Source organism: Brevundimonas sp. (assembly GCF_035627055.1).
Lineage (GTDB): Bacteria > Pseudomonadota > Alphaproteobacteria > Caulobacterales > Caulobacteraceae > Brevundimonas.
Genome location: NZ_DASPMM010000028.1, coordinates 22,355 through 44,196, shown reverse-complemented (window position 1 = coordinate 44,196; position 21,842 = coordinate 22,355). Strand labels below are relative to the sequence as shown.

The 21,842-nt window shown below is 70.4% G+C and carries 26 protein-coding genes; 11 read left to right on the top strand and 15 right to left on the bottom strand.

Annotated elements, in window-relative coordinates; genetic code table 11:
• Positions 1–22: 22 nt before the first annotated feature.
• From VEA98_RS15060 to VEA98_RS15050, 3 genes are all read left to right on the top strand, one after another.
• Entirely contained in the window at positions 23–1,081 is a 1,059-nt protein-coding gene (locus VEA98_RS15060; protein ID WP_324816205.1) for an NAD(P)-dependent alcohol dehydrogenase, read from the top strand.
• Positions 1,082–1,227: 146 nt separating this feature from the next.
• On the top strand, positions 1,228–1,953 hold the full coding sequence (gene phbB, locus VEA98_RS15055) for an acetoacetyl-CoA reductase (protein WP_324816203.1): 726 nt from the start codon (positions 1,228–1,230) through the stop codon (positions 1,951–1,953).
• A gap of 99 nt (positions 1,954–2,052) precedes the next feature.
• Positions 2,053–2,799 (top strand): DUF4908 domain-containing protein, encoded by a 747-nt coding sequence (locus VEA98_RS15050; RefSeq protein WP_324816201.1) that lies wholly within the window; start codon positions 2,053–2,055, stop codon positions 2,797–2,799.
• Between the two features lie 2 nt (positions 2,800–2,801).
• On the opposite strand, the gene gloB is transcribed toward VEA98_RS15050, so the two are convergent.
• Positions 2,802–3,530 carry a hydroxyacylglutathione hydrolase gene (gene gloB / locus VEA98_RS15045; RefSeq protein ID WP_324816199.1) on the bottom strand — a complete coding sequence of 243 codons (729 nt, stop codon included), beginning with the start codon at positions 3,528–3,530 and terminating at the stop codon, positions 2,802–2,804.
• A 44-nt stretch (positions 3,531–3,574) separates the two neighbouring features.
• On the opposite strand from gloB, the gene VEA98_RS15040 reads away from it, so the two are divergent.
• From VEA98_RS15040 to VEA98_RS15020, 5 genes are all read left to right on the top strand, one after another.
• Positions 3,575–4,315: a class I SAM-dependent methyltransferase gene (locus VEA98_RS15040; RefSeq protein ID WP_324816197.1), complete on the top strand. Its 741-nt coding sequence runs from the start codon at positions 3,575–3,577 to the stop codon at positions 4,313–4,315.
• Between the two features lie 65 nt (positions 4,316–4,380).
• Complete coding sequence (locus VEA98_RS15035) at positions 4,381–4,884, top strand: SixA phosphatase family protein (RefSeq protein WP_324816194.1); 504 nt, start codon at positions 4,381–4,383, stop codon at positions 4,882–4,884.
• Entirely contained in the window at positions 4,881–5,237 is a 357-nt protein-coding gene (locus VEA98_RS15030) for a DUF952 domain-containing protein (protein WP_324816191.1), read from the top strand. The genes VEA98_RS15035 and VEA98_RS15030 overlap by 4 nt, the downstream gene beginning before the upstream one ends.
• The gene (locus VEA98_RS15025) at positions 5,228–6,265 is read left to right on the top strand and encodes a quinone-dependent dihydroorotate dehydrogenase (protein ID WP_324816188.1); all 1,038 of its coding nucleotides are present in this window, start codon (positions 5,228–5,230) and stop codon (positions 6,263–6,265) included. The genes VEA98_RS15030 and VEA98_RS15025 overlap by 10 nt, the downstream gene beginning before the upstream one ends.
• A gap of 65 nt (positions 6,266–6,330) precedes the next feature.
• Positions 6,331–8,310 (top strand): ATP-binding protein, encoded by a 1,980-nt coding sequence (locus VEA98_RS15020; RefSeq protein ID WP_324816184.1) that lies wholly within the window; start codon positions 6,331–6,333, stop codon positions 8,308–8,310.
• Here the strand turns inward: VEA98_RS15020 and VEA98_RS15015 are convergent.
• Positions 8,268–8,714 (bottom strand): very short patch repair endonuclease, encoded by a 447-nt coding sequence (locus VEA98_RS15015; RefSeq protein WP_324816181.1) that lies wholly within the window; start codon positions 8,712–8,714, stop codon positions 8,268–8,270. The genes VEA98_RS15020 and VEA98_RS15015 overlap by 43 nt on opposite strands.
• 53 nt (positions 8,715–8,767) lie before the next feature.
• A complete protein-coding gene (locus VEA98_RS15010; protein ID WP_324816179.1) occupies positions 8,768–9,253 on the bottom strand; it encodes a peroxiredoxin in 486 nt (161 codons plus the stop codon).
• Between the two features lie 127 nt (positions 9,254–9,380).
• On the opposite strand from VEA98_RS15010, the gene VEA98_RS15005 reads away from it, so the two are divergent.
• Positions 9,381–9,950 carry a YqgE/AlgH family protein gene (locus VEA98_RS15005; protein ID WP_324816177.1) on the top strand — a complete coding sequence of 190 codons (570 nt, stop codon included), beginning with the start codon at positions 9,381–9,383 and terminating at the stop codon, positions 9,948–9,950.
• Between the two features lie 12 nt (positions 9,951–9,962).
• Here the strand turns inward: VEA98_RS15005 and VEA98_RS15000 are convergent, their stop codons facing one another.
• The 12 genes from VEA98_RS15000 to coxB all read right to left on the bottom strand — a co-directional run bounded on the left by VEA98_RS15000 (position 9,963) and on the right by coxB (position 20,640).
• Positions 9,963–10,244 carry a hypothetical protein gene (locus VEA98_RS15000; protein ID WP_324816175.1) on the bottom strand — a complete coding sequence of 94 codons (282 nt, stop codon included), beginning with the start codon at positions 10,242–10,244 and terminating at the stop codon, positions 9,963–9,965.
• A 117-nt stretch (positions 10,245–10,361) separates the two neighbouring features.
• Positions 10,362–12,029 carry a bifunctional diguanylate cyclase/phosphodiesterase gene (locus VEA98_RS14995; protein WP_324816173.1) on the bottom strand — a complete coding sequence of 556 codons (1,668 nt, stop codon included), beginning with the start codon at positions 12,027–12,029 and terminating at the stop codon, positions 10,362–10,364.
• A 45-nt stretch (positions 12,030–12,074) separates the two neighbouring features.
• Complete coding sequence (locus VEA98_RS14990) at positions 12,075–12,665, bottom strand: GNAT family protein (RefSeq protein ID WP_324816170.1); 591 nt, start codon at positions 12,663–12,665, stop codon at positions 12,075–12,077.
• 148 nt (positions 12,666–12,813) lie between these two features.
• The gene (locus tag VEA98_RS14985; protein WP_324816168.1) at positions 12,814–14,028 is read right to left on the bottom strand and encodes a pitrilysin family protein; all 1,215 of its coding nucleotides are present in this window, start codon (positions 14,026–14,028) and stop codon (positions 12,814–12,816) included.
• A gap of 50 nt (positions 14,029–14,078) precedes the next feature.
• Positions 14,079–14,810, bottom strand: coding sequence for an SURF1 family protein (locus tag VEA98_RS14980; protein WP_324816166.1), 732 nt, complete (start codon positions 14,808–14,810; stop codon positions 14,079–14,081).
• On the bottom strand, positions 14,803–15,093 hold the full coding sequence (locus VEA98_RS14975) for a DUF983 domain-containing protein (protein ID WP_324816164.1): 291 nt from the start codon (positions 15,091–15,093) through the stop codon (positions 14,803–14,805). The genes VEA98_RS14980 and VEA98_RS14975 overlap by 8 nt, the downstream gene beginning before the upstream one ends.
• A 95-nt stretch (positions 15,094–15,188) precedes the next feature.
• The gene (locus tag VEA98_RS14970) at positions 15,189–16,097 is read right to left on the bottom strand and encodes a cytochrome c oxidase subunit 3 (protein WP_324816162.1); all 909 of its coding nucleotides are present in this window, start codon (positions 16,095–16,097) and stop codon (positions 15,189–15,191) included.
• Between the two features lie 51 nt (positions 16,098–16,148).
• The gene (locus VEA98_RS14965; protein ID WP_324816160.1) at positions 16,149–16,712 is read right to left on the bottom strand and encodes a cytochrome c oxidase assembly protein; all 564 of its coding nucleotides are present in this window, start codon (positions 16,710–16,712) and stop codon (positions 16,149–16,151) included.
• A complete protein-coding gene (locus tag VEA98_RS14960) occupies positions 16,709–16,888 on the bottom strand; it encodes a hypothetical protein (protein WP_324816158.1) in 180 nt (59 codons plus the stop codon). The genes VEA98_RS14965 and VEA98_RS14960 overlap by 4 nt, the downstream gene beginning before the upstream one ends.
• A gap of 5 nt (positions 16,889–16,893) precedes the next feature.
• The gene (locus tag VEA98_RS14955; RefSeq protein ID WP_324816155.1) at positions 16,894–17,859 is read right to left on the bottom strand and encodes a heme o synthase; all 966 of its coding nucleotides are present in this window, start codon (positions 17,857–17,859) and stop codon (positions 16,894–16,896) included.
• A 75-nt stretch (positions 17,860–17,934) separates the two neighbouring features.
• Positions 17,935–19,599 (bottom strand): cytochrome c oxidase subunit I, encoded by a 1,665-nt coding sequence (gene ctaD, locus VEA98_RS14950; RefSeq protein ID WP_324816152.1) that lies wholly within the window; start codon positions 19,597–19,599, stop codon positions 17,935–17,937.
• Positions 19,600–19,623: 24 nt separating this feature from the next.
• Positions 19,624–20,640: a cytochrome c oxidase subunit II gene (coxB, locus tag VEA98_RS14945; protein ID WP_414642189.1), complete on the bottom strand. Its 1,017-nt coding sequence runs from the start codon at positions 20,638–20,640 to the stop codon at positions 19,624–19,626.
• 245 nt (positions 20,641–20,885) lie between these two features.
• On the opposite strand from coxB, the gene VEA98_RS14940 reads away from it, so the two are divergent.
• On the top strand, positions 20,886–21,269 hold the full coding sequence (locus tag VEA98_RS14940) for a PadR family transcriptional regulator (protein ID WP_324816149.1): 384 nt from the start codon (positions 20,886–20,888) through the stop codon (positions 21,267–21,269).
• Entirely contained in the window at positions 21,266–21,838 is a 573-nt protein-coding gene (locus VEA98_RS14935; protein WP_324816145.1) for a DUF1700 domain-containing protein, read from the top strand. The genes VEA98_RS14940 and VEA98_RS14935 overlap by 4 nt, the downstream gene beginning before the upstream one ends.
• Positions 21,839–21,842: the final 4 nt, after the last annotated feature.

The window sequence follows — 21,842 nt, the reverse complement described above, 5'->3', positions numbered from 1 at the left end:
TACCCACGCCCGAGGCCTGCTCATGCCCATCGCCACCCGCGCCTTCGCCGCCACCGCCGCCGACGCGCCGCTGTCGCCCTACCGCTTCGAGCGCCGCGATCCGGGCCCGGACGACGTCGCCATCGAGATCAGATTCTGCGGCGTCTGCCATTCGGATCTGCACGTGGCCAGGAACGACCTCGGCGGGAGCCGCTATCCGATCGTGCCGGGGCACGAGATCGCCGGCGTGGTGACGGCGGTGGGCGGCAACGTCAGCCGGTTCAGGGTCGGCGACCGGGTGGGGGTCGGCTGCATGGTCGACAGCTGCCGGACCTGCCCGGCCTGCCTCGAGGGCGAGGAGCAGTATTGCGCGCCCGGCATGACCCAGACCTACGGCTCGGCCGATCCGAAGGGCGCCGAGGTCGGGCAGACGATGACCCAGGGCGGCTATTCCGACCGGATCACGGTCGATCAGAACTATGTGCTGCGCATCCCCGACAGCCTTCCGCTGGACGCCGCCGCGCCGCTGCTGTGCGCGGGCGTCACCACCTGGAGCCCGCTGAAGCAGTGGGGCGTGGGGCCGGGCTCGAAGGTGGCGGTGATTGGTCTGGGCGGCCTGGGCCATATGGCCGTCAAGCTGGCGGCGGCGATGGGCGCCGAGGTGACGGTGCTGTCGACCTCGGACCGCAAGAAGGCCGACGCCGAACGGATGGGCGCGAGGCATTTCCTGATCAATTCGGACAAGGCGGCGATGAAGGCCGCGGCGGAAAAATTCGACCTGATCATCAACACCGTCTCGGCCACCCACGAGATCGCCAGCCATGTGAACCTGCTGGCGCGGGACGGGACCATGGTCATGCTGGGCCTGACCACCGAAGGCCTGTCGGTCTATGCCATGCCGCTGCTGTGGCGGCGGCGGCGCATCGCCGGGTCGCTGATCGGCGGCATCCGCGAGACGCAGGAGATGCTGGACTTCTGCGCCGAGCACGGCCTCGCCTGCGACATCGAGGTGATCGCGCCGGACCAGATCAACGAGGCCTATGGGCGGATGGAGCGGTCGGATGTGCGGTACCGGTTCGTCATCGACATGGCGCGGCTTTAGGATCGAGGGGCGAGGGAGAAAGGTGCAGCCCGGAGCGGGTCGCCCCTTGCTTCGACCCTCGCCCCTCGACCCTCGACCCTCCCGCCGCTACATCTGTGCATGAAGGCCTTCCGTCAGAGCGGGCCATGCAGGACAGGGAAACGGACATGGCACGAGTGGCTCTGGTCACGGGCGGCACCCGCGGCATCGGCAAGGCGATCGTGCAGCGGCTGAAGGAGGACGGCATGGCCGTCGCCGCCGGCTATTCCGGCAATGTCGAGGCGGCCGAGGCGACGGCGAAGGCGCTCGGCGTCATGGTCGTGAAGGGCAACGTCGGCTCGTTCGAGGACTGCCAGCGAGCGGTGGCCGAGGTCGAGGCGCAGCTGGGGCCGATCGACATCCTTATCAACAACGCCGGCATCACCCGCGACGGCTTCTTCCACAAGATGAGCGCCGAGCAGTGGTCGGACGTGATCCGGGTCAACATGGACAGCGTCTTCAACATGACGCGCCAGGTGATCAACGGCATGCGCGATCGCGGCTTCGGGCGGATCGTCAACATCAGTTCGATCAACGGGCAAAAGGGCCAGATCGGCCAGACCAACTACTCGGCGGCCAAGGCGGGGATGATCGGCTTCACCAAGGCGCTGGCGCTGGAGAACGCCCGCAAGGGGGTCACGGTGAATTGTATCGCGCCCGGCTATATCGACACCGAGATGGTCGGGGCCATGGACGAGAAGGTGCTGGCCGGGATCATCGCCCAGATCCCGGTGGGAAGGCTCGGAAAAGGCGAAGAAATCGCCGACATGGTGTCGTGGCTGGCCGGTGAACGTGCCGGATATGTCACAGGCTGCACCCTGTCGCTGAACGGCGGTCAGTATCTCGTCGGCTAGGGCTTCGCCGCCCAAAATCCGCCGCGCGGCGATTCCACGAAAGTCGCCATGGAGTTGACGGCGAGGGTCAGGACGGCGGGACGGCCGCTTTTGACCGCGATGGCGATCGCCCTCGCGGCGGCGGTGCTGTCGCCGCTTCTCGCGCACTCCGAAGCGGCCGCCCAGAACCGCGGCAACGCCCAGGCCGAACAGAGCCGGAGCCTGCGGGACCGGCGCGCCTCCTCGCCCGCCCTGCCCCCCGTGGGCCGGTATGTGGCCGAGTCCGGCGAGGGCTTCATCCTCGACCGTTCCGGGCGGCATCCGCTGCTCCGCTTCGACCGTCGCGACGAGACCTGGGTGCTGAGGCCCACCGCCGCGCCGCGCGGCGACGTCATCTACCGCAACGACGCCGGCGACCAGGTGCTGCGGGTCACGCCCAGCGGCGGCATGACGGTCTATACGCCGCGCTCGCCGGGGGGCTCGCCCGCCTCCTTCACCGGCGCGGGCCAGAGCCTGACCCCGCCGACGCTGGGCCCGATGCTGCTGTTCCGCCTGATGGCCCAGCGCAGCGCCATGGTCAGCCAGGTCGTCGGCCACCTGGTCCAGGTCAATCTGGACGGCGACCAGTCCGAAGCCCTGTGCGTCGAGGCCCTGGTCGTCACCACCGAGGCCGTCATCCGGGTCGCCCGTTCGCCCACCGCCCGGCAGTACGTCGCCGAGCTTCGCCGCATATCGATCGTGGAGGGCTCACGCGCGGGCGTCACCTATTCGCGCGGCGTTCTGACCGTCACCGTCGATCCGGACGAGGGCATGGCCGGCCGGCCGTCGTCGGCCCGGGTGATCCGCGCCATCCTGCCCCGCGGCTAGCGCTAGCCCGCGAAGCCGTCCTTGGCCGCCCGGCGGGCCGCGAAGTCGGCGGCGTCGGCGGCGCGCAGGAACGGATTGAAGGCCCTCTCCGCCCCGATCGTGGTCGGCACCGTCGGCTCGCCCCGCTCGCGCGCGGCCATGATGGCCGCGGCCCGGGCGGCCATCTCCGGCCGATCATCGAGACTGAGGGCGAAACGGGCGTTGGCGGCCGTATATTCGTGGGCGCACCAGACGGTGGTCTGGTCGGGCCAGGCGGAGAGCTTTCGCAGGCTGTCCCACATCTGTTCCGGCGTGCCCTCGAACAGACGGCCGCAGCCGAGGGCGAACAGGGTGTCGCCGACGAAGGCCTGATCGCCGGCGGCGTCCCGATAGACGATGTGGCCGAGGGTGTGGCCGGGCGTGTCGGTCACCTCCAGCGTCGTTTCGCCGAGACTGACGATGTCGCCGCCGCGCACCACCCGGTCCAGCGGGGCGGCCCGGCGCACCTCCTCCGGTCCGATGATCTCGCAGCCCGTCGCCGCCTTCAGCGCCGCATTGCCCTGGGTATGGTCCGGGTGCCAGTGGGTGTTCAGGATCAGGTCCAGCCGTCCCCAGCCCGACTGCTCCAGCGCCGCGAGGATGGCGTCGGCGTCGGGCGTGTCGACCGCGGCCACCCGGCCGCTGGCGGCGTCCCGCGCCAGGAAGCCGTAGTTGTCGGAAAGGCAGGGGAACAGGCGAACGTCGAGGGTCATGCCGCATTCTAGCAGCGGCCTCTTCCACGGCCTATGGTGAGCGGATGCGGCGCAGCATCGAGGAGCTTCGGATCTTCTACGGCGAACCGGCGGGCGCGCTGGCGCGGCGCCTGCTGGCGCGGCGTCTGGACGACGCCTGGGGCGAGGCGGCCGGTTGCGACGTGCTGGGACTGGGCTACGCCACGCCGTGGCTGGACGCCTTCGTCGGGGCGCGCCGGGTCGTGGCCGCCATGCCGGGCGGACAGGGCGTCGAGCTTTGGCCGTCGGTCGGCCGCAACCGCACCGTGCTGGTCGACGACCGCCGCCTGCCGTTCGCGGCGGGGAGCTTCGACCGCATCCTGCTGGTCCACGCGCTGGAGGAGGCGGAGGACGCCGCCGACCTGCTGCTGGAGGCCGTGCGGGCGCTGACGCCGGCGGGGCGGATCATCCTGGTCGCCGCGGCCCGGGGCGGGCTGTGGTCCCGGGTCGAGACCACCCCGTTCGGCTACGGACGGCCGTTCACCCGCCGCCAGCTCGAGCGGCTGGTCCGCGAGGCCGGGCTGGAGCCGACGGCCTGGTCCCAGACCCTGTATGTGCCGCCGTGGAACCTGCTGCTGCCGTTCGCCGACGGCTTCGAACAGGTGGGCCGCCGCATCATGCCGGGCGCCGCGGGCGTGATTCTGCTGGAAGCCACGCGGCAGGCCTACGCCCGGGTTCACCCGGGCGGCGCGGTCGCCACGGCTCCCGTTCTGGCGCCGGCCCTGCAACCCCAGCCCGCGTCTCGCGACCACCGCCTTCCCGACTGACGATCGCCCCGGTTTTGCGCTGGCGGACGCTTTGCAGGCGCGGCGGCAAGCCGTAAAGGGCGGACATGCAGAGACTGATCCTGATGCGGCACGCCGAGGCCGAACGGGCCGCCGGCTCGGGCCGCGACAGGGACCGCGCCCTGTCGGCCCGCGGCCGGACGGATGCCGCGGCGATGGGCCAGGCGCTCGCCGCCCGGCGCCTGCGGCCCGACCTGGCGCTGGTCTCGCCAGCGTTGCGCACCCGCCAGACCTGGGACCTGCTTCACGACGCCTTCGGCGATGTCCAGATTCGCGACGACGAGGCGCTGTTCAACGGGGGCGCGGACACGCTTCGCCGCCTCGTCGAGGCCGTGGAAGACGAGGCGGGCTGTCTGATGGTGGTTGCGCACAACCCCGGCATCCATCTGCTGGCGGTGGACTATCTGGTCGAGGGCGCAGCCTCGCCGTCCGTGCTGGACCGGATGAGCGGCGGCTTCCCGCCCGGGGCGGCCGCGATCTTCGGCGTCGACGCCGCCGGCCGCCGCATGCTGGAAGGCTATCTTCAGCCGCGCGACGTCGCCGCCGGATGACCGATCCGGTCTACAAGCTTGTGGACCGGGAGGCCTGGGCGCGGGCGCGCGCGTCGGGCGTATTCGAGGGCTCGGCCGTGGACCACGCCGACGGCTACATCCACATGTCGACGGCCGGGCAGCTGGCCGAGACCGCGCGCCGCCACTACGCCGGACAGTCCGGACTGGTGCTGGTCACGGTGGACACGACGCGACTCGGGGAAGGGCTCAGATGGGAGGCGTCGCGCGGCGGCGACCTGTTTCCCCACCTGTACGGCCCCCTGCCCCTGTCGGCGGTCGAGGCGGAACGCGGCCTGGCGGTGCGGGACGACGGGGCGATGATCTTCGACGACGGAGCGGTCGGATGGCCCTGACCGACCTCGGCGCCGCCCTGTTGCGCACCCTTGATCCGGAGACGGCGCACCGGGCCGCGATCCTGGCGCTGAGGGCTCTGCCCCTGCCCGCGGCCCGCGCCGACGATCCGCTGCTGGCGACCCGCGTCGCCGGCCTGTCCCTGCCGAACCCGCTCGGGCTGGCCGCCGGGCTGGACAAGAACGGCGAGGCCCTGCGCGGCCTGTCGCGGCTCGGCTTCGGCTTCGTCGAATGCGGCTCGGTGACGCCGCGCCCGCAGCCCGGAAATCCGCGGCCGCGCCTGTTCCGGCTCAGCGAGGACCGGGCCGTCATCAACCGCATGGGGTTCAACAACGCGGGGCTGGAGGCCTTCGCCGCCCGGCTCGCCCGCCGGCCCGCCGCAGCGGTGATCGGGGCCAACCTCGGGGCCAACAAGGACACCGAGGACAAGGCCGCCGACTATGTCGCCGGGCTGAAACGGCTGAAGGGACTGGCCGACTACGTGACCGTCAATGTGTCGTCGCCCAACACCCCCGGCCTGCGCGACCTGCAGGGCCGCGCGGCGCTGGACGACCTGCTCGGCCGCCTCGCCGAGGCGCGGGCGGGCGACCCGACGCCGGTATTCCTCAAGATCGCGCCCGACCTGACGGGGGCCGAGATCGGGCTGATCGTCGAGGCGGCCCTCGACCATCGCATCGACGGCCTGATCGTCTCGAACACCACGCTGGACCGGCCGGACAGCCTGCGGTCGCCGCAACGGAACGAGGCGGGCGGGCTGTCAGGCGCGCCGCTCAGGGCCCGGGCCATGGCGGCCCTGCGGGCCGCGTCCGAGGTTTCAGCGGGGCGTCTGCCTCTGATCGCCGTGGGCGGCGTCGATTCCGGAGCCGAGGCCTATGCCCGCATCCGCGCCGGAGCGTCGGCGGTGCAGGTCTACAGCGCCCTGGTGTTCGAGGGTCCGGGACTCGTGGGCCGGATCAAGCGCGACCTCGCGGCGCGGCTCAGGGCCGACGGCTTTTCCACAGTCGGCGAGGCCGTGGGGACCGGCCGTTGACGGAGCGTTAGGGCCCCCGGGGCATGATGCTGCACGGGCGAATACGCCCGGTTCGGGGGAGCCGCATGGCGATCGCCAAAGCCGACATGCCTGCCGCCGTCCTGGGCGAGACCTGGGCCGGCGCCATCCGCCAGCGGCGCAAGGCGCTGTTGCAGCGGCTGGGCATGGCCGCGGCCAGCGCCCTGGTGTTCAGCCCGCTGCTCGGCTGGAGCCTCAGCGTGGGCTGGGTGCTGGGCTATTTCCTCGTCCAGTTGCTGGACCTGTGGGTGTTCGGCCCGGTCAACAACGGCGGCGCGGATCGCCTGCGCGGGGTCCGCAACCTCGCCGGCGGCGCCCTGCTGGTGATCAACGCGGGGTATTTCGGCAGCCTGTCCGTGCCGCTGTGGATCGTCGGCGGGCCGATGGGCGGCATCTGCGCCGCCATGCTGCTGTCGGCCGGGGCCATCTATTCGATGATCAACGCGCCGCGCTCGCTGCCGGTGCTGGTCCTCACCGTAACGCCGCAGTTCCTCTATCTGGCCTCGACGCCCTTCTTCATGGCGGCGTTCGGCGCCTCGCCCGCCTTCATCACCGCGGCCTCGGTGGCCGTGGCCGTGTTCATCACCTATTGCCTGTCGACCTGGCAGCGGATGAACCAGTCACGGGTCTCCGAAACCGCGGCCCGGATCGAGGCGGAGGAGAAGCGCGCCGACGCCGAGCGCATCATGGAGGGCCGCAGCGCCTTTCTCGCCACCGTCGGCCATGACCTGCGCACCCCGATCAGCGCCATCCTGACCGGCTCGGCCGAGCTGGAGCGGGGCGCCTCGGACGGCGCCGCCCGGGCCCAGGCCCGGCTGATCAGCGACGCCGGCTTCATGATGAAGGCCCTGCTCGACGACCTGCTGGACCATGCCAAGCTCGAGGCGGGCCACATGACGGTCGAGGCGGTCGACTTCAATCTGCGCGACCTGCTGAACCAGTCGGCCCGGCTATGGCGCGGCCCGGCCCGGGCCAAGGGACTCAAGCTGCGCATCGAGGGGGCCTCCGTGGTGCCGATGTCGGTCCGCGGCGACCCGATGCGGCTGCGGCAGGTGCTGAACAACCTGATTTCGAACGCCATGAAGTTCACGCAGCAGGGCGCGATCACCCTGCGCTTCCGGGCCTGGCCCGAGGACACCGGCGGCCACGCCGTGCTGATCGAGGTCTCGGACACCGGGCCCGGCATGACCCGCGGCCAGCTGGCCCGTCTGTTCACGCCGTTCGACCAGACCGCCGACGGCGTCAGCGCCCGCCATGGCGGCACCGGCCTGGGCCTGTCCATCAGCCGCCAGCTGGCGGAACTGATGGGCGGCCGCCTGACCGCGCGCAGCGCCGTGGGCGAAGGCGCCAGCTTCACCCTCGCCCTGCGGCTCGAGGCCGGGGAAACGGCCGCCGCCGTCGCCCCCGCGCTGGACCAGGAGAGCCGCGACGCCGTCGCCCGCGCCCTGTCCACCCGCGTCTCGAACCGGCCGTCCAGCCCGGCCTCGCCCGCCCCTCCGGCGCAGTCGCTGGCGGAGCCCGCCGCGCCCGAAGCGACGGAGCCGGCGCGGGCCGTCGCGCCGGTCGTCGCGTACGACGAACCGGCTGCGGCCGACGAGGATGAGGACGAGGGCCGGCCGATGCGGGTGCTGGTGGTCGACGACCACGACATCAACCGCCGCGCCATCCAGCTGATCCTGCAGCCGCTGGGCTGCGACATCGCCACGGCCGCCGACGGCATGGCGGCGCTGAAGATCTGCGAGACCTCCAGCTTCGACCTGATCTTCATGGATGTGCGGATGCCGGAGCTGGACGGGCGCGAGACGACCCGCCGGATCCGCGCCGGGGGCGGGCTGAACGCGGCCGTGCCGGTGATCGCGGTGACCGCCGACACCTCGCCCGAGGACATCGCCGCCTGCACCGACGCCGGCATGACCTATTTCGTGCCCAAGCCGATCACGCCGCCGATGCTGCTGGGAGCCATCACCCACGTGATGACCATGGCTCAGGCCGCCGGGGACGCCGGGGTCGAGACCGCCGCCGCCTGACCGCGCACCTCGGCGACCAGCCGGTCGGCGAAGTCCGCGGCCTTCATGCCGCATTCCCAGACGGTGACCACCCGCCAGCCGGCCGCCTCCAGCGTCGAAACGGCCGCCGCGTCCCGGACCCGGTTGCGCCCGATCTTGCCGGTCCAGTAGTCGGCGTTGGCCTTGGGCTTGCGCGACCCGCGAGCGCAGTCGTGACCGTGCCAGAAGCAGCCATGCACGAACACCGCCACGCGCCGCCCCTTCATGACCAGATCCGGCCGACCCGGCAGACCGCCGCCGCCCAGACGATAGCCGATCCCCGCCGCCCGCAGGATGCGCCGCACGGCGATCTCCGGCGCCGTGTCGCGGCCCTTCACACGGCGCATCACGGCGCTGCGCTGCTCGGGGGTGAAGACATCGGTCATGACATCGGCCTCGCGCCCGCAAGCGGCCGCGTCGCGAGCGATAGCGCCCGTTTTCAGAGCTGCGTCAGCATGTGCTCGGCCGACGAGACCTTGAACTCGCCCGGCTGTTCGACATTCAGCTGCTCGACGACGCCGTCCCTGACGATCATCGAATAGCGCTGCGAGCGTTCGCCCATGCCGTAGCCCTTGGCGTCCATCGACAGGCCGAGGGCGCGGGTGAAGTCGCCGTTGCCGTCGCCCAGCATGACGATGTCGTCCATGCCGATGCCCTGGCTGTCGGCCCAGGCGCCCATGACGAAGGCGTCGTTGACGGACAGGCAGGCGACGGTGTCGACGCCCTTGCCCGTCAGGTCCTCGCGGTGATCCTTGAAGCCCGGCAGGTGTTTGGCCGAACAGGTCGGGGTGAAGGCGCCGGGCACGGCGAACAGGGCCACGGTCTTGCCGGCGAAGACGTCGTCGGTGGACACCGGCCTGGGACCGTCGTCGGTGGCGCGGGTCAGGGTGGCCGAGGGGATGCGGTCGCCGATCTGGACGGTCATGGCAGGGCTCCGGAAGCGGGGTTTGAAGGGGATCTCCCGGTCCAGATAGGCGCTGCGGGAGGCCGCGCCAACCTTATCGTGGCCGCCCGGCCTTGCGCCCGCCGCGCCCCGTCCCGATGATAGGGGCATGGACCAATTCCACTCCCTGACGGGCCGGCTGCTGGTGGCCATGCCCGGCATCAGCGATCCGCGTTTCGAGCACGCCGTCATCCTCGTCTGCGCCCACCGCCCGGACCATGCGATGGGGCTGCGGCTCGACCGGCCGGCGCCGGGCGTGAACCTGAAGGCGGTCCTGACCAAGCTGGAGACGGCGGCCCCGGACTTCGCCGCCGAGCGCGCCGTGCTGGTCGGCGGGCCGGTCGAGCGCGAGCGCGGCTTCGTGCTGCACACCGACGACTGGCTGGCCGAGGACGCCTCGCTGGCCTTCGGAGAGGGCCTGGCGATGACCGGCACGCGCGAGGCGCTGGCGGCCATGGTCGATCCGGCCGGAGGTCCGAGCCGGGCGGTGCTGCTGCTGGGCTACGCCGGCTGGGGCGAGGGCCAGCTGGAGGACGAGCTGGGCGAGAACGTCTGGTTGACCGCCGAGGCCGATACGGACCTGATCTTCGACCCCGACTACGAGGGGAAATGGGGCAAGGCCCTGGCCGGGCTGGGCGTCGATCCGGCGCAGCTGTCGGGGCAGAGCGGGCGGGCGTAGGCGGGCGGCCGGCTAGTAGCCTCGGCGGAGGGACCGGTCGACCACGGCGTTGGCGGTCGACGCGGCGCCGCGGGCTCCGGATTCGCGGGCGGCGCGCTGATCGTGCAGCCCCACGCCGCGGCAGTCATTGCTGGGGTTGCCGGTATTCCGGCCGGTGGGGGCCTGTCCTGCGGCGCGACACTCGGCGGCGCGCTCGGCCATGGTCATCAGCGGGCTCTGGTCGGCCGTGGCGGCGCAGGCGTTGAGGCCCAGCGCCCCTCCGGCCAGAAGAATGGACGCGATCGAGACACGCATACGTCGTCCTCCCGCACAGGCCGGGACCGGCCTGTCCCGACAAGACAGCCACGGACTTCGCTCGTCAAGGTTGACGGGGCCAGCCTGAGGTTGAAGCGCCGGGGCGCATCGGCAGGATCAGGCCGACCGCGCCTTCAGCGGGGCCGTGCCGTCGGCGAGGGACTCGTTGAGATAGACCTCGGCCTCCTGGGCCGGCAGGGCCTGGGCGTAGCCGAAACCCTGGCCGTAGTGGCACTGGGCGTCCAGCAGCAGGGCGGCGAGGCCGGCGTTCTCGACCCCCTCGGCGACAACCTCCAGCGACAGGTCGCGGCCGAGGTTGACCACGGACTTGACGATCTTGGCCGAGCCCTCGTCCTTGTCCATGGTCAGCACGAAATAGCGGTCGATCTTCAGCGTATCGAACGGCAGCTTGGCCAGCCAGGTCAGGGAGCTGAAGCCGGTGCCGAAATCGTCGAGCGCCAGCGAGGCGCCGGCCTCGCGCAGCCGGGTCAGGGTGTCGGCGGCGCGCGAGGTGTCGCGCATGATGTCGCCCTCGGTGACCTCCAGCTTGAGCGCGCCCTTGGGCAGGCCGGCCTCAGCGATGATCCGGGCCACGTCCTCGACCAGATTGGACCGCTCGATCTCGCCGACCGACAGGTTGACGCTGCAGAACAGCTTGCCCGCGGAGGGGTGCCGGGCCAGCCATTCGGCCAGCTGGCGCGAGGCCTGGCCCATCATCAGCAGGCCGAGGTCGTTCATCAGCCCCATCTCGTCGGCGAGGCCGAGGAATTCGTCGGGCGGCACCAGGCCGCGCTGGGGATGGCGCCAGCGGGCCAGAGCCTCGAACCCCGCCACGGCGCCGGTCTTCAGGTTGACGATCGGCTGGTAGAAGGGCTCGATCTCGCCGCGGACGAAGGCGTTGCGCAGGTCGGCCTCGAGGGCCAGCCGGGACAGGCTGTCGGATTCCAGGGCCCGGCCGTAGGCGGCGGCCCCGCCGCGCCCCGCGGTCTTGGCCTGTTCGACGGCCAGCTCGGCGCGGCGCAGCAGTTCGGCGGGATCGGAGGCGTCGGGCCCGCCCTCGGCGGCCACGGCGCCGATCGAGACGGTCGGATAGATGTCGAAGCCGGCGACCCGCAGCGGCTGCTCCAGCGCCTCGCGCAGGCGTTCGGAGGCGGCCCCGGAGCCGCGCGGCACGATGACGGCGAACTCGTCCTCGCCGACGCGGGCCGGATTGGCTTCCTGGGCGAAGGCGCCGTTCAGGCGCGAGCCCAGCGCCGCCAGCACCAGGTCGGCCCGCTCGTGACCCAGGGCCTCGTTGAGGCGGCGCAGGCGGTCGACGTCGGCCACGACCAGCTCATAGTCGCCGGGCTGGGTCAGGGTCTCGCCGGCGCGGGTCAGGAAGGTGCGGCGGTCCAGCAGGCCGGTCAGGTGGTCGCGGTGCGAGGCGGCGAACTTGGTCTCCAGCGCCACCACCCCGGCGGCGCGCAGCCCGTCCTCGAGCCAGACGCCGCGCCACAGGCAGGTCTCGGACTCGCGCATGCGCAGGCGCACGGCGACCTCGGTCCCTTCGGCCTGGGGCTTGAGGATGCGCTCGGCCAGCGAGCGGTCCTGCGGCACGGCCACGGCGGTGAAGGCGGCGCCCGAACACTCCGGCGCCAGCGGGCCGAGACCCAGCGCGCGGGTCGCGCCGGTGAAGCGCATCTGGTCGTCGGACGGGGTCCAGATCCACAGGGCCGTGTCCGCGGCGGCCAGCGCCTCGATGGCGGTCGTCGCGTCCCAGGCCAGACTTCTGGAGCGAGTGTTCAAAACGCGTGACCGGTCCCGAGAAGCGGCCCCAAGGATCACCCGAGGTCAGCCGCCGCGTCCAGCCCCGTCGTTGACGACGCCGAACAGCAGATGATCTGCCCAAGCGCCGTTAATTTTGAGATAAGCCCGGGCCTGCCCTTCGAGGGTGAATCCGGCCTTTTCGAGCACGCGGCGCGAGGCGACGTTGGTCGGGACGCAGGCCGCGTCGACCCGATGCAGCTTGAGCTCGTCGAAGGCGTGGGCCACCACCCCGCGCACCGCCGCCGTGGCGTGGCCACGGCCGGCGAACGGCTGACCGATCCAGTAGCCGAGCGTGCCCGACTCGGCGACGCCGCGGCGCACGTTGGACAGGGTGATGGCCCCGACCAGGGCCTGGCTGGCGGCCGAGAAGATGAAGAACGGCCACGCGTTGCCGGCGTCCATCTCGCGGGCGTAGATCGACAGGCGACGCTTGAAGGCGGCCCGGGTCAGGTCGTCCTCCGGCCAGCTCGGCTCCCACGGCTGCAGATAGGCGTACGACAGCTGGCGCAGCGCGGCCCAAGCCTCATAGTCGGAGGCGCGGGGGGGCCGCAGGGTCACGCCTTCGCCCTTCACCACCGCACCGGTCGGCTCGTTGATCCAGTCCAGCAGGGCCATGGCCTGTTGTAGCCGACTGTTCACCGCGGGTGAACCGGTCCGTTGCGCCGGAGCGCCAGTGCTAGTGAGCGAGGGGTGAGCCGATGTAGCCGGCGTCGGGCTCCGCCTTGCTCACCTCTTGCTCACTAGCACTGGCAACCCGGCCGCTTCACGATCCGAACAGCGCCTCGCGGAAGGCCGGGCCGGCGGCGGCGGCGGCCTTCGGTCCCAGCACGGCGGTGGCGGCGAGGCCGGGCGCGAGCGAGGCGGCCGCGGCGGCGCGCACATCGTTGGCGGTCTGGGCCAGCATCCGGTCGGCCATGGTCTGGGAGGAGATGAGTTCGCCGAAGATCAGCACCTGGGCCGCCGCCCGTCCGGCGCGCGCGGCCGGGCTCTCGTCCGACATCCACAGGCCGGCGTTCATCACGGCCTTGGCGCGGGAGAGCTCGGCTGCCGTCGGCCCGCTCTCGGCCAGGGCCTTCAGCTCGGCGGCGCAGACCCGGGCCAGTTCGACCGCCCGCTCCGCAGAGGCCCCGGCATAGACGCCCAGAAGGCCGGCGTCCTCGTAGGGCTCGTGGTAGGCGTCGATGGCGTAGGCGAGACCGCGCTCCTCGCGGGCGCTCTGGAACAGGCGCGAGGCCATGCCGCCGCCGAGAATCTCGGTCATCAGCCGGGCCGCCGCATAGGACGGATCGACCGCCGACGGGGCGGGCAGCTGGAAGACGATATTGGCCTGCTCGATCCGCCGGGTCAGGGCGGCGTCGCCGCCGGTGAAGCGCGGCCGGGCTGGAGCCTCGGCCGGCGTCGGAGTCTCGCCCCCGAACCAGCGCTCGGCGAGGGCGAGAAGCTCGCTCTCGTCGACCGCGCCCGAGGCGGCGACCACCATCCGGTCGGGCGAATACAGGCGCGCTCGCCAGTCGGCGATCAGGGCCCGGGTGATCGGCTTCAGGCTTTCGACCGAGCCGAGAACCGGCCGTCCCAGAGGCTGGCCGGCGTAGGCCTGGGTCTGGGCCATTTCGAAGACGTGGTCGTCGGGCGTGTCGAAGGCCTCGGCGATCTCCTGGGCCACGACATCCTTTTCGCGCTCGATCTCGTCCGGATCGAGGGTCGGGCGGAACACCAGATCGGACAGGACCTGCATGGCCAGCGGCAGGGAGCCGTGCAGGGCCCGCACCTCGAAACTGGTCCGCTCGTAGCCGGTGGAGGCGTTCAGCGAGCCGCCCTCGGCCTCGATGCGCTCGACGATGTCGCGCGCGCCCATGTCGCCGGCGCCCTTGAAGACGAGATGTTCGAGGCAGTGCGACCAGCCGGACTGGACCTCGGATTCCCACTTCGCCCCGCCGCGCACGGTCACGGTCAGGGCGAGGGTGCGCAGGCCGGGCATGGGGTCGCAGACGACCCGGACGCCGTTCGACAGGGTGTGGAGCGAGGTGGTCAGGAGGGTCTCTCTTCCCGGGAGGGGGATTTCGCCTTCCGCCGCAGCAGGGCGACGTAGAAGGCGATCAGGGCCAGCGCCAGGCCGAACCAGGTGATCGCGTAGGCGAGGTGGTTGTTGGAGAAGGACGCCGGAGGCGCCGACGGCTTCAGGGCGAGCCATTCGGGGTTGGACGAACTCACCGCGTACAGCGTCCAGGGCGCGACGGGGCGATCGAGGCCGAGCGCGCGGGCCATGGCCGCGTTGTCGCGGGCGTAGAAATGCCGGCCTTCGGGCGCGACCGCCATCGGTCCGGGCGCGGCGGCGGCGCGGATCACGGCCTCGATCCGGGTCGCGTCCGTCCTGGCGAGCACAGGGGGCCGGGCCGAGATCTCGTCCGCCACGAAGCCGCGGTCGACCAGATAGACATCATCGGAGGCGTCAGGGGCGCAGGCCGAGATGAGGCGGACGCCGGCGCTTCCGTCCTGGATGCTGCGCAGTTCGACATATGGGGCAGTGGCGAGGCCCGGGCAGTCGATCACGACACGCCGGAACTCCGGGGCGCCGCCCGCCATCGCCTCGTCCAGCGGGGCTGCAGGACGCGCGGCCGCAGACGCTGCGGCGGCGATCAGTCCCTGCTTCCATTGCAGTCGCTGCACCTGCCAGACGCCGAGGGCGATCAGCACGGCGAAAACCAGCGCCGAGGCGACGGTCAGGACCCACGGGAAGGGGTTCTTCATCGTGTCAGCCATGGTGGGATTGTCCGGCCTTGTTCCTCATCTGCAGGGCGATCATCACGCCCTTCCCCGGCCGCATCAGGCCCAGCGACAATCCGCCGACGAGGGGCAGGGCCACGGCCAGCATGGCCCAGATCGGGGGATTGTACGCCACCTGCACGAACAGGGCCCCGAACACGACGGGCGCGCCGGCGATCTGCATCACGAAAACGGCGGCCCCGTCGCCGGTGTTCAGCCGAGTGAAGTCGAAGCCGCAGGCCTCGCAGCGGTCGACCACCTTCAGGAAGCCCGCGAACAAGCGGCCCTCGCCGCAGTTCGGGCAGCGGCAAAGCAGACCGGCGCGGATCGGGTTGATCCGCGCCGGCTGAAGATCAAGGCCTGTCGGCCCTTCCGTCACCCGAAGGTGACGTAGACGAAGGCGAACAGGAACAGCCAGACCACGTCCACGAAATGCCAGTACCAGGCGGCGGCCTCGAAGCCGAAATGCTTCTCCGGGCTCATCTGGCCGGCGAGGATGCGCAGCAGGCAGACGGTCAGGAAGATGGTTCCGATCAGCACGTGGAAGCCGTGGAAGCCGGTCGCCATGAAGAAGATCGAACCGTACAGGCCGGAGTTCAGCGCCTCTTCGTTGAAGAACAGGTTCTCGTGGATGATGTGGTTGTATTCGTAGGCCTGGATGGCGGTGAACAGCACGCCCAAGGCGATGGTGATGGCCAGGCCGATCTTCGTGGCCTTGCGGTCGCCGACCTGCAGGGCGTGGTGGGCCCAGGTCACCGTCGTGCCCGACAGCAGCAGGATGATGGTGTTGAGCAGCGGCAGCTGCCAGGCGTCGAGCGGCTCGATGCCCTTGGGCGGCCAGGTCTGCCAGGCGGAGGCGGTGTCAGCCCAGGCGCTGATCTCCGGAACGTGGGCGCGGGCCTCGTTGAAGACCGCCATTTCGAAGAAGATCCAGAAGAAGGCGGCGAAGAACATCACCTCCGAGGCGATGAACAGGATCATGCCGTAACGCAGGCCGATCGACACGACCGGGGTGTGGTCGCCCTGGCGGCTTTCCTTGATCACGTCCGCCCACCATCCGAACATCGACACCAGTACCCCGGCGAGGCCGGCGAAGAACAGGGGCTTGCTGCCGTCGGCCAGCAGGGCTGCGGCGAGCGGGCCGGAATCGGCGGGCGCCAGGCCCTTCATCCACACCACGGCGCCGATCATCATGACGACGGTGGCGATCGATGAAACCAGCGGCCACGGGCTCGGGTTCACCAGGTGATAGTCGTGATGCGGAACTGCGTGGGCGTCGGCCATCTGGGTCTCTTGCAACGGTCGAGAGTCGTGGTGGGGAGGCTATAGCGTCCGCTATGCGGGCGCGCCAGTAGCTGGAACGGGGTTTGCGGCGTCTTCGCCGTCCTTCGTCGGATAGAAGGTGTAGCTGAGGGTGATCTCGCGCACGCCGCGGCTCTCGCGGTCGGTGGCGATCTCGGGCGCGACGAAGTACTGGACGGGGAATTTCATCGTCTGGCCGGGCTGGATGGTCTGGGCGTCGAAGCAGAAGCACTGCAGCTTCTGGAAATACGGCCCGGCCCGTTCCGGCACCACATTGTAGACGGCGCGGGCCTGGATCGGCTGGTCCGAGGTGTTGGTCACGTCGAAGAAGGCGATGCCGGTCTCGCCGATGCGCACCCGCTGGCTGACCTGTTCGGCCCGGAAGGTCATCGGCAGGTCGCGGACATTGGTGTCGAAGCGGATCAACACCGTCTCGTCCAGCACGGTGTCGGGCGCGACCTCGGCCCGCTTCACCGTGCCGTCGAAGCCGGTGACCTGGCAGAACATGCGGTACAGGGGAACGGCCGCGAAGGCCGCGCCGGTCATGGCCATCACCGTCAGCACGCAGGCGATGGCGATGAAATTGCGGCCCTTCATCGGACCTGACCCGAGGCGGGAGCGGGGGCGGGGGCGGCGGCGTCCGGGCCTGCGGCGTTGTTGGCCAGCTTCAGGATGGTGACCCCGAACACCAGCAGGATGAAGACGACCAGGCCGGCGGCGATGGCGCGGTTGCGCCGGTTGCGGGCGGCGAGCTCTTCGGGGGTCAGACGCATGGCGGCTACAGGCTCATCATCGAGGTCATGCTCTCGACCAGCAGGGCCGCGAACAGGGCCATCAGATACAGGATGGAGAAGGCGAACAGGTTCCTCGCCGGTTTGGCCTCCGCGCGCACATCATACAATGCGGCCTCTCGCCCCACGGCCTCGGCCTTGTCGGGCTGGTCGCCGGCGCGCGAGCGCCACAGCCGCGCCGCCAGCCACAGGAAGCCCAGCCCGCCGACCACCGACACCGCCAGGTAGATCGGCCCGCCCAGTCCGGTCAGGCCGGGCGCGACGGCCACGGGGACGAAGACGAGGCTGTAGAGCAGGATCTGCAGGCGGGTGGACTTCGCCCCGCGGGCCACCGGCATCATCGGGATCCCCGCCTTGGCGTAGTCGCCGGCGGAATACAGCGCCAGGGCCCAGCTGTGCGGCGGGGTCCACAGGAAGATGACCAGGAAAAGCAGCCAGGCCTGCCACGGCGCCGTGCCGGTCGCGGCGGCCCAGCCGATCACCGGCGGAAAGGCGCCCGCCGCGCCGCCGATGACGATGTTCTGGGGCGTCCGGCGCTTGAGCAGCAGGGTGTAGAAGCCGGCGTAGTAGACGATGGTCAGGGCCAGCAGCCCGGCGGCCAGCCAGTTGGCGACCATGCCGAGCAGCATGACGGAGAACAGGGACAGCACGACTCCGAAGGCCATGGCGTCGTTCCGGCGCACCCGCCCCGCCGCCACCGGGCGGCCCCGGGTGCGGCGCATCAGGGCGTCGGTCTCGCCTTCCAGCGCCATGTTCAGCGCCCCCGCCGCCCCGGCCCCGACGGCGATGCACAGGATGGCGATGGCCGCGCTCAGCGGGTCGATGTCGCCCCGCGCCACCACCAGACCGGTGACGGCGGTGAAGATCACCAGCGACATCACGCGCGGCTTCAGCAGCTGGAAGAAGTCTTCCGGCTGGGCCGTGGTGATCGTCGGGGCGGCGGGTCGGGTCATGGGCTTTCTTAACGCTTGAGGGCCGCCCCCTGTGCAAGGAGCGGCCCCCGATGCTTCCGGTCCGGCGAACCGGTCCTAGTGTTCGTCGCTCTTGACCACCGGCAGTTCATTGAACTGGTGGTGCGGGGGCGGCGAGGACAGGGTCCACTCCAGCGTCGTGGCGCCCTCGCCCCACGGGTTGGCGACCGCGGGACGGCGGCGGATGGCGGCCTCGATCAGCATGACCAGGAAGATGCCGACGCCGACGATGGTGATGACGTAGCCCACCGATGAAACGTGGTTCCAGAAGGCGAAGCCGTCGACGTAGTCCACGTAGCGGCGCGGCATGCCCTGCAGGCCGAGGAAATGCTGCGGGAAGAACACGACGTTGACGCCGACGAACATGACCCAGAAGTGCAGCGTGCCGAGGAACTCGTTGTACTTCACGCCGAACATCTTCTCGAACCAGTAGTAGAAGCCGGCGAAGATCGAGAAGACGGCGCCCAGCGACAGCACATAGTGGAAGTGGGCGACGACGTAGTAGGTGTCGTGCAGCGGGTAGTCGATGCCGGCGTTGGCCAGGACGACGCCGGTGACGCCGCCGACGGTGAACAGGAAGATGAAGCCGACGGCCCACAGCATGGGTGTCTTGAAGCTGATGGAGCCGCCCCACATGGTGGCGATCCAGCTGAAGATCTTCACCCCGGTCGGGACCGCGATGATCATCGTCGCGGCGACGAAATAGGCGCGCAGGTTCACGCTCATGCCGACCGTGAACATGTGGTGGGCCCACACGATGAAGCCGACGAAGCCGATGGCCACCATGGCGTAGGCCATGGCGAGGTAGCCGAAGATGGGCTTCTTCGAGAAGGTCGAGACGATGTGGCTGATCATGCCGAAGCCCGGGATGATCATGATGTAGACCTCGGGGTGACCGAAGAACCAGAACAGGTGCTGGTACATCACCGGGTCGCCGCCGCCGGCCGGGTTGAAGAAGCTGGTGCCGAAGTTGCGGTCGGCCAGCAGCATGGTGATGGCGCCGGCCAGCACGGGCAGCGACAGCAGCAGCATGAAGGCGGTGATCAGCATCGCCCAGGCGAACAGCGGCATGCGGTGCAGGGTCATGCCCGGCGCGCGCATGTTGAAGATGGTGGTGATGAAGTTGATGGCCCCGAGGATCGAACTCGCCCCCGCGACGTGGATCGAGAAGATGGCCAGGTCGACGGCCGGTCCGGTGTGGCCGGTGCTCGACAGGGGTGGATACAGGGTCCACCCGGTGCCGGCGCCCTTGCCCGGTCCGCCGTCGACGAACATCGAGGCGATCAGCAGGATCCAGGCGGCGACCAGCAGCCAGAACGACACGTTGTTCATGCGCGGGAAGGCCATGTCCGGCGCGCCGATCATCAGCGGCACGAACCAGTTGCCGAAGCCGCCGATCATCGCCGGCATGACCATGAAGAAGATCATGATCAGGGCGTGGGCGGTGACGGTGGCGTTGTAGCCGTGCTTGGAGGCCTCGACGAAGCCTAGTTGCTCGATCAGGCCGCCGGGGACGAACACCTGCATGCCCGGCTCGGCCAGTTCCCAGCGGATCAGGCCGGACAGGGCGCCGCCCACGATGCCCGCCATGATGGCGAACAGCAGGTACAGGGTGCCGATGTCCTTGTGGTTGGTCGACAGGAACCAGCGGGTGAAGAAGCCCGGCTTGTGGTCGTGATGCCCGTCGTGGTCGTGGGCGAGGTTCGCAGCTGCGGTGGCCATGGTCTTTGGGGCTCTCGCGTATCGTTACTGGGCGGCCGGAGCGGCGGCGGTGTCGGCCGGCGCGGGCGCGGCGGCGGTTCCGGTCGGCTGGACGGTCGGGGTGGTGGCGGTCTGGGCCGTCGGGATGGCGGTCGCGCCGTCGGCGACGGTCGGGGCGCCGGTGGTGCCGGCCTCGACCTGCGCCGCCGTTCCGCCAGGGGCCTGTTCCGGCGTCTTCGGCGTCATCGAGCCGCCCTTGGAGGCGACCCAGCTGGCGAATTCGGCGCGCGAGACGACGTTGATCTGGAGCGGCATGAAGGCGTGGTCGACGCCGCACAGCTCGGAGCACTGGCCGTAATAGACGCCGGGGCGGTCGGCGCGGAACCAGGTCTCGTTGACCCGGCCGGGAACGGCGTCAGTCTTGAGACCGAAGGCCGGCAAGGCCACGGCGTGGATGACGTCCGCGCCGGTGACCAGCAGCCGCACGGTCGCGCCGACCGGCACGACCATCGGCTCGTCGGCGGCGAGGCGGTACAGGCTGTGCGGCATGCCCCGCTGCTCCAGTTCCTCTTCCGGGAGCATGTTGGAAATGTATTCCGGAATGCCCTGGTCGGGATATTCGTAGGCCCAGTTCCACTGGTTGCCGGTGACCTTCACGGTCAGGTCCGGGCGCGGCATGTCGTGGTAGTTGAACAGCAGGCGGAACGAGAACAGCGAGATGAACACCAGGATCAGGACCGGGACGATGGTCCAGATCACCTCGATCAGGGTGTTGTGGCTCCACCGCGCCGGCACCGGGTTGGCCTTCTTGTTGTAGCGGATCACGATCCACACGATCAGGCCCAGCACCAGCAGGCAGATGAAGGTGATGATCGGCATCAGGACGGCGTTGTGGAACATGTGCGCCTCGACCATCAGCGGCGAGGCGGCCGGTTGCAGGCCGAGGTTGCCGTCGGTCGGCTGACCCACCAGTTCCTGCGCCGTGGCCGGTCCGGCGGCGAAAAGGGCCAGGGCCAGGGCGGCCATGCCGCCGCCGATCAGACCCCGGGCCCGCGTGCCCATCCCCATACGAGACATCCTCATAAACCGTTCTGTCGCAAGCGCTTGCGATTGAATCGCAAGCAGGCGCCGGGGCGGAGGCCGCGGCGGTTCTTGCGGGGTCCATATCGCCCCGCCCCGCGCTTGCCAAGCGATTGGACGCCGCACCCGCCCCTCGCAAGGAGATTAAATGACTGTCATGTTTGGACAGCTACCTTGTATGACCAGATACCTTGCGATATCCCTTGGCCATCAAAGGAGACGCCGAGGTGCCTGAAACCATTGAAATCCAGCTGAAGAAGGGGGTGCTCACATTGTGCGTGCTGGCCCTGCTCAACCGCCGCGACAGCTACGCCTACGAAATCGCCTCGACCCTGGCGGACGCGATCGACATGGGCGAGGGAACCATCTACCCGCTGATGCGCCGCATGCAGTCCGACGGCCAGGTCGAGACCTATCTGGTCGAATCGCCATCCGGCCCGTCGCGCAAATACTATCGCCTGACCGACGCCGGCCGCCGCGCCCTCGAGGCGCAGACCGACGAATGGCGGGCCTTCGTCACCGCTGTGGAGGGCGTGATGAACGCCGACGCGGAGCCGGCGCCGCCGGCCGCCAAACCCGCCAAGACCGCTGAAAGGGGAGCTGAACAATGACCCGCGCCGAATTCATGGGCCGGTTGAGGCGAGGCCTCGTCGGCATGCCGACCGCGACCGCCGCCGAGATCGCCTCCGACTACGAGATGCATTTCGAGGACGGCGCCGCCGCCGGCCGCACCGAAGCTGAAGTCGCCGCGGCGCTCGGCGATCCGGACCGGCTGGCCCGCGAGCTGCGCGCCGAGGCCGGCGCCCGCCGCTGGGACCAGGAGAAGAACCCGTCCGCCGCCGCCGCCGCCGTGTTCGCGGTGCTGGGGCTGGGCGCGATCGACATCCTGATCCTGCTGCCCATCGCCATGGGCGTGGTCGGCGCCCTGTTCGGCTTCTTCATGGCCGCCATCGGCCTGTTCATCGGCGGCGGCGCCGTGATGGTGGCCGGACCGTTCGCCGGCTTCCCCGGCGGACCGCTGGCGGCCATTCTCGGCGGCCTCGGCATGATGGCCGGCGCGACGGCGATCGGGGCCCTGACCGCCGTCTTCACCATCCTGCTGGTCAACGCCACCGTCTGGTACGCCCGCCTGCACTACCGGCTGCTCAAGCCGGCCCTTCAAACCCAAGACCAGGCCTGAGGAG

What these genes read in the sequence shown, in the direction of transcription:
- coxB (WP_414642189.1), bottom strand. Translation starts at nt 20,640, where the DNA reads ATGGGCACGCGGGCCCGGGGTCTGATCGGCGGCGGCATGGCCGCCCTG.
- VEA98_RS14990 (WP_324816170.1), bottom strand. Translation starts at nt 12,665, where the DNA reads ATGGCCCTGCTGGACTGGATCAACGAGCCGACCGGTGCGGTGGTGAAG.
- VEA98_RS15015 (WP_324816181.1), bottom strand. Translation starts at nt 8,714, where the DNA reads ATGACCGATGTCTTCACCCCCGAGCAGCGCAGCGCCGTGATGCGCCGT.
- VEA98_RS15040 (WP_324816197.1), top strand. Translation starts at nt 3,575, where the DNA reads ATGCGGCGCAGCATCGAGGAGCTTCGGATCTTCTACGGCGAACCGGCG.
- VEA98_RS15000 (WP_324816175.1), bottom strand. Translation starts at nt 10,244, where the DNA reads ATGCGTGTCTCGATCGCGTCCATTCTTCTGGCCGGAGGGGCGCTGGGC.
- VEA98_RS15035 (WP_324816194.1), top strand. Translation starts at nt 4,381, where the DNA reads ATGCAGAGACTGATCCTGATGCGGCACGCCGAGGCCGAACGGGCCGCC.
- VEA98_RS14970 (WP_324816162.1), bottom strand. Translation starts at nt 16,097, where the DNA reads ATGGCCGACGCCCACGCAGTTCCGCATCACGACTATCACCTGGTGAAC.
- VEA98_RS14935 (WP_324816145.1), top strand. Translation starts at nt 21,266, where the DNA reads ATGACCCGCGCCGAATTCATGGGCCGGTTGAGGCGAGGCCTCGTCGGC.
- VEA98_RS15005 (WP_324816177.1), top strand. Translation starts at nt 9,381, where the DNA reads ATGGACCAATTCCACTCCCTGACGGGCCGGCTGCTGGTGGCCATGCCC.
- VEA98_RS15010 (WP_324816179.1), bottom strand. Translation starts at nt 9,253, where the DNA reads ATGACCGTCCAGATCGGCGACCGCATCCCCTCGGCCACCCTGACCCGC.
- VEA98_RS15020 (WP_324816184.1), top strand. Translation starts at nt 6,331, where the DNA reads ATGGCGATCGCCAAAGCCGACATGCCTGCCGCCGTCCTGGGCGAGACC.
- VEA98_RS15025 (WP_324816188.1), top strand. Translation starts at nt 5,228, where the DNA reads ATGGCCCTGACCGACCTCGGCGCCGCCCTGTTGCGCACCCTTGATCCG.
- VEA98_RS14980 (WP_324816166.1), bottom strand. Translation starts at nt 14,810, where the DNA reads ATGGCTGACACGATGAAGAACCCCTTCCCGTGGGTCCTGACCGTCGCC.
- VEA98_RS14960 (WP_324816158.1), bottom strand. Translation starts at nt 16,888, where the DNA reads ATGCGTCTGACCCCCGAAGAGCTCGCCGCCCGCAACCGGCGCAACCGC.
- VEA98_RS15030 (WP_324816191.1), top strand. Translation starts at nt 4,881, where the DNA reads ATGACCGATCCGGTCTACAAGCTTGTGGACCGGGAGGCCTGGGCGCGG.
- VEA98_RS14965 (WP_324816160.1), bottom strand. Translation starts at nt 16,712, where the DNA reads ATGAAGGGCCGCAATTTCATCGCCATCGCCTGCGTGCTGACGGTGATG.
- VEA98_RS15050 (WP_324816201.1), top strand. Translation starts at nt 2,053, where the DNA reads ATGGCGATCGCCCTCGCGGCGGCGGTGCTGTCGCCGCTTCTCGCGCAC.
- VEA98_RS15060 (WP_324816205.1), top strand. Translation starts at nt 23, where the DNA reads ATGCCCATCGCCACCCGCGCCTTCGCCGCCACCGCCGCCGACGCGCCG.
- VEA98_RS14955 (WP_324816155.1), bottom strand. Translation starts at nt 17,859, where the DNA reads ATGACCCGACCCGCCGCCCCGACGATCACCACGGCCCAGCCGGAAGAC.
- VEA98_RS14985 (WP_324816168.1), bottom strand. Translation starts at nt 14,028, where the DNA reads ATGCCCGGCCTGCGCACCCTCGCCCTGACCGTGACCGTGCGCGGCGGG.
- ctaD (WP_324816152.1), bottom strand. Translation starts at nt 19,599, where the DNA reads ATGGCCACCGCAGCTGCGAACCTCGCCCACGACCACGACGGGCATCAC.
- gloB (WP_324816199.1), bottom strand. Translation starts at nt 3,530, where the DNA reads ATGACCCTCGACGTTCGCCTGTTCCCCTGCCTTTCCGACAACTACGGC.
- phbB (WP_324816203.1), top strand. Translation starts at nt 1,228, where the DNA reads ATGGCACGAGTGGCTCTGGTCACGGGCGGCACCCGCGGCATCGGCAAG.